This window comes from bacterium, assembly GCA_016873475.1.
Taxonomy (GTDB): domain Bacteria; phylum Krumholzibacteriota; class Krumholzibacteriia; order JACNKJ01; family JACNKJ01; genus VGXI01.
In genome coordinates, this window is sequence record VGXI01000192.1 from 1 (window position 1) to 5,884 (window position 5,884).

The window sequence follows — 5,884 nt, forward strand, 5'->3', positions numbered from 1 at the left end:
GGTCGCCGTGCGCTCGTCCGGGCCGGGCAGGCGACGCCCGGTCGCCGCGCCCAGCGCCAGGGAGGCCAGCTCGAGGCCCGCCAGTCCCTGTGGGTGCTGCAGACCGAGCCCCAGCTCCCAGCGGTCGATGCCGACCAGGGAGGCCGGCTGACTGAAGAGGGACTCCAGGCCCGGCGCGAGCAGCGTGGCCGCGTCGGCCATCGCGAGCTCGCGAGCGCTGTAGGGCCAGAGGCGGAAGCTGCCGCCCGGCGAGTCCGCGCCCGCCGGCGTCGCCGGGAGCGCGAAGAGGACGAGGAGCAGCGCCAGCCGGCGCCGCTGAGCCCTAGGGCGTGGAGCGAACAATCGCCACCACCTTTCGCTCGTGTTCGCGCTCACCGCTGGCGTAGACGATCTCGAGGTTGAGCACGCAGAGGCCGTCCATCACGGCCCGCCCGCCGGCGTCGCGCAGATCCCAGCGCAGGCTGAACTGCTCGGGGCCGCCCTCGGCGTCCAGGCGCCGCAGCAGCTCGCCGTCGAGCGAGTAGACGCGCAGGATCACCGCGGTGGCCGGCGCGCGGGTATTGATCTGGATCGTCTCGCCCGTGCCGCTGCGCAGGCGGCCCGGGATGCGCAGGGCAGGTCCGGGCGTGTAGCGCAGCGTGAGACCGGCCGAGGGCGCCGAGCGATTCCCGGCCTCGTCGACGGCGGTCGCCGTCCAGACGTGGCTGCCCGGGCTGAGCAAGACCGGCAGCGTGAAGCGCCCGTTGATGTCCGTCACCGCGCTGCCTGCCCTGAGGCCGTCCTCGGCCAGCTCGATGGCGATGGCGATCTCGTCGCAGTGCCCGCGCAGGGTGACGAGCGGCTGGATCTGCTCGCTCGCCACGGGATCGAGGGTCGGCACGGGCGGCGCCTCCCCGTCCAGGATCAGCGTGAGATTGAAGGGGCTGCCGAGCTCGGCCTTGCGATTGCCGGGCAGATCGACAGCGTCGATGTAGAAGTGGTGACTGCCCAGCGGATCGCCGGGCGCTCCCCAGCTTGCCGGCAAGTCGAAGGCGTAGAAGTGCGTCCCGGGGCTGGACTGCGGCAGGAGGCGGCCCGCCTGGTCGTAGACCACCGTGCTGTCGAGCGCGCCGCTGCAGGTGAGTACGCCGTTGCGATCGCTGACCTGGACGACCAGGGAGTCCGGCAGCGAGTCGGGATGCAGGGCGAAGGTCTGGCCGCCGTCGACCGGACCGCCGAGATCGACGAGGCTGATCGAGGGCGCGCGCGCGTCGAGGTTGCAGTCGGCGCTGCCTCCCACCGCCGGGTTGCCCGCATCGTCGCCGAGCGTGAGCTGCAGACGATAGCTGCCGTCGACGATGGCCGCCTCGCTGTACCGGCCGTCCCAGAGCAGGCGGAAGCGGCCGAGGCCATCGGCGATGGTGGCGTAGCCGGGATCGCGCTCGAGCTCGGTGACCTCGAGCCAGCTGCCATCCTCCATGGCGCGCAGCACGCTGGCCGTCGCGCTGTCCGTCAGCGTGTCGAAGTCCGCCGAGCTGAAGAGGAGCTGCAGGACGCTGTCGGCGCCGTCCTGCAGGGGCGTGAAGTAGGGCGAGGGCTCGAGCGCCAGCGCCGCCAGATCGGGGCCGGCCGTGTTGAGCTCGAGCTGGATCGGCGTGGCGAGCCAGAGGCTGTCGGCGCCCTCCCGCAACAGGATATGCAGATAGTAGAATCCGTCGGGGAGCAGCGGCTGCGTCTCGCTGTCGTCGCCAGCCCGGCCGCTCCAGATGTACCCCGCCTGCGTGCGCAGGCCCTGCGTCACCAGGCTGCGGGGCGGGGGCGCCGCTCGCAGGCTGTCCGGGTGCGGCGGCACCGCCGTCTCCGCATAGATGCCCAGCTGGATGAGGTCCAGGCTGTCGCTGGTGCCCGATGCGAGGAAATTGATTACACAGGTGTCACGAACGCCATCGCCATTGGGCGAGAAGGCCCGGGTATAGAAGGGGCCGGTCACGAAGACAGGCGCCGCGGGAAGGGCCACGGCGATACCGAGGAGCAGCAGCGGGAGAGCGCTACTGAAGACGATCCGCTTCTTTGACAAGGACATACGGCGAGATCCCACTCCCAGACGGCCCCGGGGCAGCGGCGGCCCGGCCATCATCTAGGATCCGGACTCCGGCCCTGTCAAGCCGAAAGGCTGGCAATCGCCGCCAGCCTGACACAGGACTGGGACGGTGCTGACCCCCTAATCTTGGACATCGGGTCACTGTGACGTTGACCTCCGGTCGAACCGTCCGGCACCGTAGTGCCGGCTTCGAGGAGGTCATCCCATGCCGAGAGGCAAACGTCGCTACCCAGCCAAGCTGAAGTTCCAGGTCGTGCTCGAAGCCCTCCGGGGCGAGAAGACCAGCGGCCAGCTTGCCAAGCTCTACCAGGTTCATCCCAACTCGATCAGCCAGTGGAAGCAGACGTTCCTGGAGCGCGGCCCCGAGCTCTTCGCGCGGGACGCCGCGGCCGGGGAAAGTGAGCGTCGCCTGGCCGAGCTGGAGCAGCTCCTGGGCAAGAAGGAGATCGAGATCGCCCTTTTAAAAAACTTCTTGGGGCGCAGCAGCTAACCCGGGAGGCGAAGGTGGAGCTCGTGCAGCAGGTGCAGCCAGCCTTCGGGCTCTCCGCGGCGCTCACGGCCATTGGCCTGCCGCGGTCGACCTGGTATTGCCGCCAGCGACAGCGTGGCTACGAGCAGAAGCATGCCTTGCTGAAGGCACCGTTGCTCGCGATCGCCGAGGACTACCCCGAGTACGGCTATCGGCGGGCGACGGACGAGCTCAGCGAGCGGCTCGAGCGGCCGGTCAACCACAAGGTCGTTCAGAAGCTCAATCGGCTTTGGAGCTTGGCGCTGCTGCGGCGACCGCCAGCGCCGAAGGCGAACCCGATCCGGCGGACGATTCTCGCCGCGGGCACGCGGGCCAATCTCGTCGCCGGGCTCGAGGACATTGGTCCCTTTGCCGTCAGCTACACCGACTTCACCGAGCTGGTCTTCCGGCAGGGGAAAGCCTGGCTGATTCCCATCCTCGACCACACGACGAAGCTGGTGCCCGGGTGGGCACTCGGCCTGTCAGCGAATACGGACATCGCGCTGATGGCCTGGGCGCTCGCCAAGGAGACGCTGGCTGAACTCGGCTGGTCGGTTGAGGAGATGATCATGCACCACGACCAGGACTCGGTCTTCACGAGCTACGCCTGGACTGGGCAGCTGCTGTTGCGCGACAAGGTGCGGATCTCGTACGCTCTACGTGGCGCGAAGGACAACCCCGAGATGGAGTCCTTCAACAGCCGCTTCATAGGGAGAGAATGGCTCGCTCTTCAGCGAGGCGGAGACCTTCGAGGACCTGCTGGCCCTCGTTGGCGAACGGATCGGACACTACAATCGCAGGAGGAGGCACTCAGCGCTGGGCAACCGGGCGCCGTGGACTGTCGCCAGGGCCCTGATGCCCGAACGCTGATCACAATAGCCGGGGGTCAGACCTGTCCAAGATTTGGGGTGCACCGCCGACAGCGCGCAAGAAGGAGCATGATTTCGGGCAAGAGCGGGTGGTGGCGTCGGGAATCCCGTTGTCGCGCGTGCTGGCTGGCAGTATAATCGTGCCCGTATGCACCCGGAGCTGATGATGGTTTTGATCGCACGCTCGGCTCTGCGCACCGCTGTTCGACTTGGGTCCTTGGGTGTGGGGTCGCGCGACAGTCGGGACTAACATCGAGCCAGCGAAACGAATCGACATGCCACCACCCCTTCACTGGCTCTCGGGCATCTCAACTTGGGAGGTCGTCCTTTGAAGAAATCGCTCATGATGGCAATCGTTGCCGCCGCGGTTCTCGCCCTGGGGGCTCCGGCCGTCTTCGCCCAGGGGAACATCATCATCCACTTCTCGGGCTACGGCTACGAGATGGGCGGCTTCGAGTTCTCGAATCCCGGTGACGAGATCCACCTGATCTCGCGCATCACCAGCATCGACGCGCCCGGCGCGCTCCCCTACTACCCCGACGACTTCGAGTACACGCTCGTCGTCACGGGCCTGATCTCAAACGGCGAGATCCTCAACAGCGGCGTCTCGACGATCGTCTACAACCTCGGCAGCTTCGCGATCTACGAGGATGCGTCCTTCAACTCCTCGTGGGCCGAGGTCCCGAGCATTCCGACGCCGCCGCCGAGTTTCTTCGACGGCACGGTTTGGCTCAGCGGGCCCTTCACCGACTTCGCGATGACGCTCTGGCGCGACTTCGGCATGGGCGTTTTCGAGGGCCACATCTCGCTGACCGGTGGCAGCGCGATCGCCTACTTCACGGAGGAGGCCTACACCTTCGGCGGCACGCTCGTCCCGCCGCACAACCCCGGCATCCCCGAGGGTTACGACCTTTCGCTCGACGGTGAGGTGTGGGTCGAGTACATTGCGACGGAGAACTCCAGCCTGAGCCAGATCAAGGCCCTCTACTAACAGCAGAGGCCGTGAAACCACAGCTAAGGAGACACAGCATGAGAAAAGCGATCATCGGGGTGGCGCTCCTCCTCCTGATGGCGGTCCCTGCCTCCGCTGACACGATCTACAACTTCCTGAAGCAGGGCTACGGCTACATCGAGGGGAATACGCCCGGGTCTCTCGCCGGCGGCGTCGGGCTCTTCGAGCCCCTGCAGCCGGAGAACCCGCCCTTCGATTTCGATTACACGGGCTTCCAGGTGACCTGGGTGATCCGGGACATGGTGCTGACGAGCTACACGCAGGTCAGCATCTTCCGCACCTACCAGTTCGCTGGCGGCACGATCGGCGTCTACGAGGACGCGGACTTCGACCTCGACTACGGGGCCAGCCCGGCGACGGGCATCGCCACGGGTAGCGACGGCACGGCCGCCCTCACGGGCAGCGTGTCCACCGCCGTCATCCTGTTCAACACGATGACGGGCGTCGGCACCTTCAACGGCTACTGCACCTTCACGGGCGGCAGCCGTCTGGCCGAGCTGGGCGACCTTGCGATGCTCGAGTGGCAGATCTTCAACGGCATCTCCGCCAATGCGGGCGTGCAGGTGCCGCCGGGCTACCACACGCGCTGGGCCGGCCGCATCTTCACGACGGAGACCGTGACGACGGAGACCGTGGCCGCCGAGTCGACGAGCCTGAGCCAGATCCGCGCGCTGTACTAGCCCATCGCGGGCGCCCGCGCGGCAACAGCGATTCTTCAAGACGGAAGCCCCCTTCCTGTGGAAGGGGGCTTTTGCCGTTTCGGCGGGTGGCAGCGGCGGTCGAGCCCCTGCGCCCGCGCGCCGTCTTTCCCGCGAACGACTCAGTGCGCGATCCGGATCAGCAGGACCCCCATGTCGCTCGTCCCGCTGAGCTCCAGCTCGAGCACGCCGCCCGGCGGCGGTTGCTGGCCCGCGGCCACGCCGACGTGGAGATACTCCATCCCCGTCGGCGCCAGGCTGCTGCTCCAGCTCGGGTCGTTCGCGAAGAGCGTCGGGATGCTCAGCGCCTCGGCCGTGCCGCCCGTGTAGGGGAAGTCGGTGCGGATGTTGTGGCTCGTGAAGCGGTAGGCCTCGCCGAGGTCGTCCGCACTGCCGTCGCCGTCCAGGTCGCGGTCGTCCAGGTAGAGCGCCGCCACCCAGTCCTTGAAGAGCTGAGCGAAGCTCGTCCCCGTCGCCTGGGCCACGTTGGCCGGCCCGGCCGCAGGTCCCCCGATCAAGCTCCGGGTGAACGCGCTGCCCGGCCAGCGATCGGCGAGATAGCGACAGAAGAGATAGGCCGCCCCGCGCTCGGCCAGGGTGGCCGGGCCCTGGGTGAGGCTGATCTCGCCGTGTGCGCCGCCGTGCAGGTAGCGCTTCACGCGCTCCGTGTTCTGCGCATCGTAGCCGCAGAGGTTCTCCGCCCCGTGGCTGCGGGGG

6 protein-coding genes are annotated in these 5,884 nt (G+C 67.9%); 4 read left to right on the forward strand and 2 right to left on the reverse strand.

Translation table 11 applies throughout. From position 1 onward, the window contains the following. Positions 1–342: hypothetical protein (locus FJ251_12740; protein MBM4118575.1), on the reverse strand; the 342-nt coding region annotated here is incomplete at its 3' end. Next, entirely contained in the window at positions 323–2,062 is a 1,740-nt protein-coding gene (locus FJ251_12745; protein ID MBM4118576.1) for a hypothetical protein, read from the reverse strand. The genes FJ251_12740 and FJ251_12745, both read right to left, overlap by 20 nt. A 223-nt stretch (positions 2,063–2,285) precedes the next feature. Between FJ251_12745 and FJ251_12750 the strand changes: the two genes are divergently transcribed. From FJ251_12750 to FJ251_12765, 4 genes are all read left to right on the forward strand, one after another. Next, positions 2,286–2,570 (forward strand): transposase, encoded by a 285-nt coding sequence (locus tag FJ251_12750; protein MBM4118577.1) that lies wholly within the window; start codon positions 2,286–2,288, stop codon positions 2,568–2,570. Positions 2,571–2,584: 14 nt separating this feature from the next. Then, positions 2,585–3,595 (forward strand): IS3 family transposase, encoded by a 1,011-nt coding sequence (locus tag FJ251_12755; GenBank protein MBM4118578.1) that lies wholly within the window; start codon positions 2,585–2,587, stop codon positions 3,593–3,595. A gap of 205 nt (positions 3,596–3,800) precedes the next feature. Continuing rightward, positions 3,801–4,448 (forward strand): hypothetical protein, encoded by a 648-nt coding sequence (locus FJ251_12760; protein MBM4118579.1) that lies wholly within the window; start codon positions 3,801–3,803, stop codon positions 4,446–4,448. Positions 4,449–4,486: 38 nt separating this feature from the next. Further along, the gene (locus tag FJ251_12765) at positions 4,487–5,149 is read left to right on the forward strand and encodes a hypothetical protein (GenBank protein ID MBM4118580.1); all 663 of its coding nucleotides are present in this window, start codon (positions 4,487–4,489) and stop codon (positions 5,147–5,149) included. The last annotated feature ends 735 nt before the right edge of the window (positions 5,150–5,884 follow it).

Bases quoted from the DNA above. Each gene is read 5' to 3' on its own strand.
- FJ251_12765 (MBM4118580.1), top strand. From the start codon at position 4,487: ATGAGAAAAGCGATCATCGGGGTGGCGCTCCTCCTCCTGATGGCGGTC.
- FJ251_12760 (MBM4118579.1), top strand. From the start codon at position 3,801: ATGATGGCAATCGTTGCCGCCGCGGTTCTCGCCCTGGGGGCTCCGGCC.
- FJ251_12750 (MBM4118577.1), top strand. From the start codon at position 2,286: ATGCCGAGAGGCAAACGTCGCTACCCAGCCAAGCTGAAGTTCCAGGTC.
- FJ251_12745 (MBM4118576.1), bottom strand. From the start codon at position 2,062: ATGTCCTTGTCAAAGAAGCGGATCGTCTTCAGTAGCGCTCTCCCGCTG.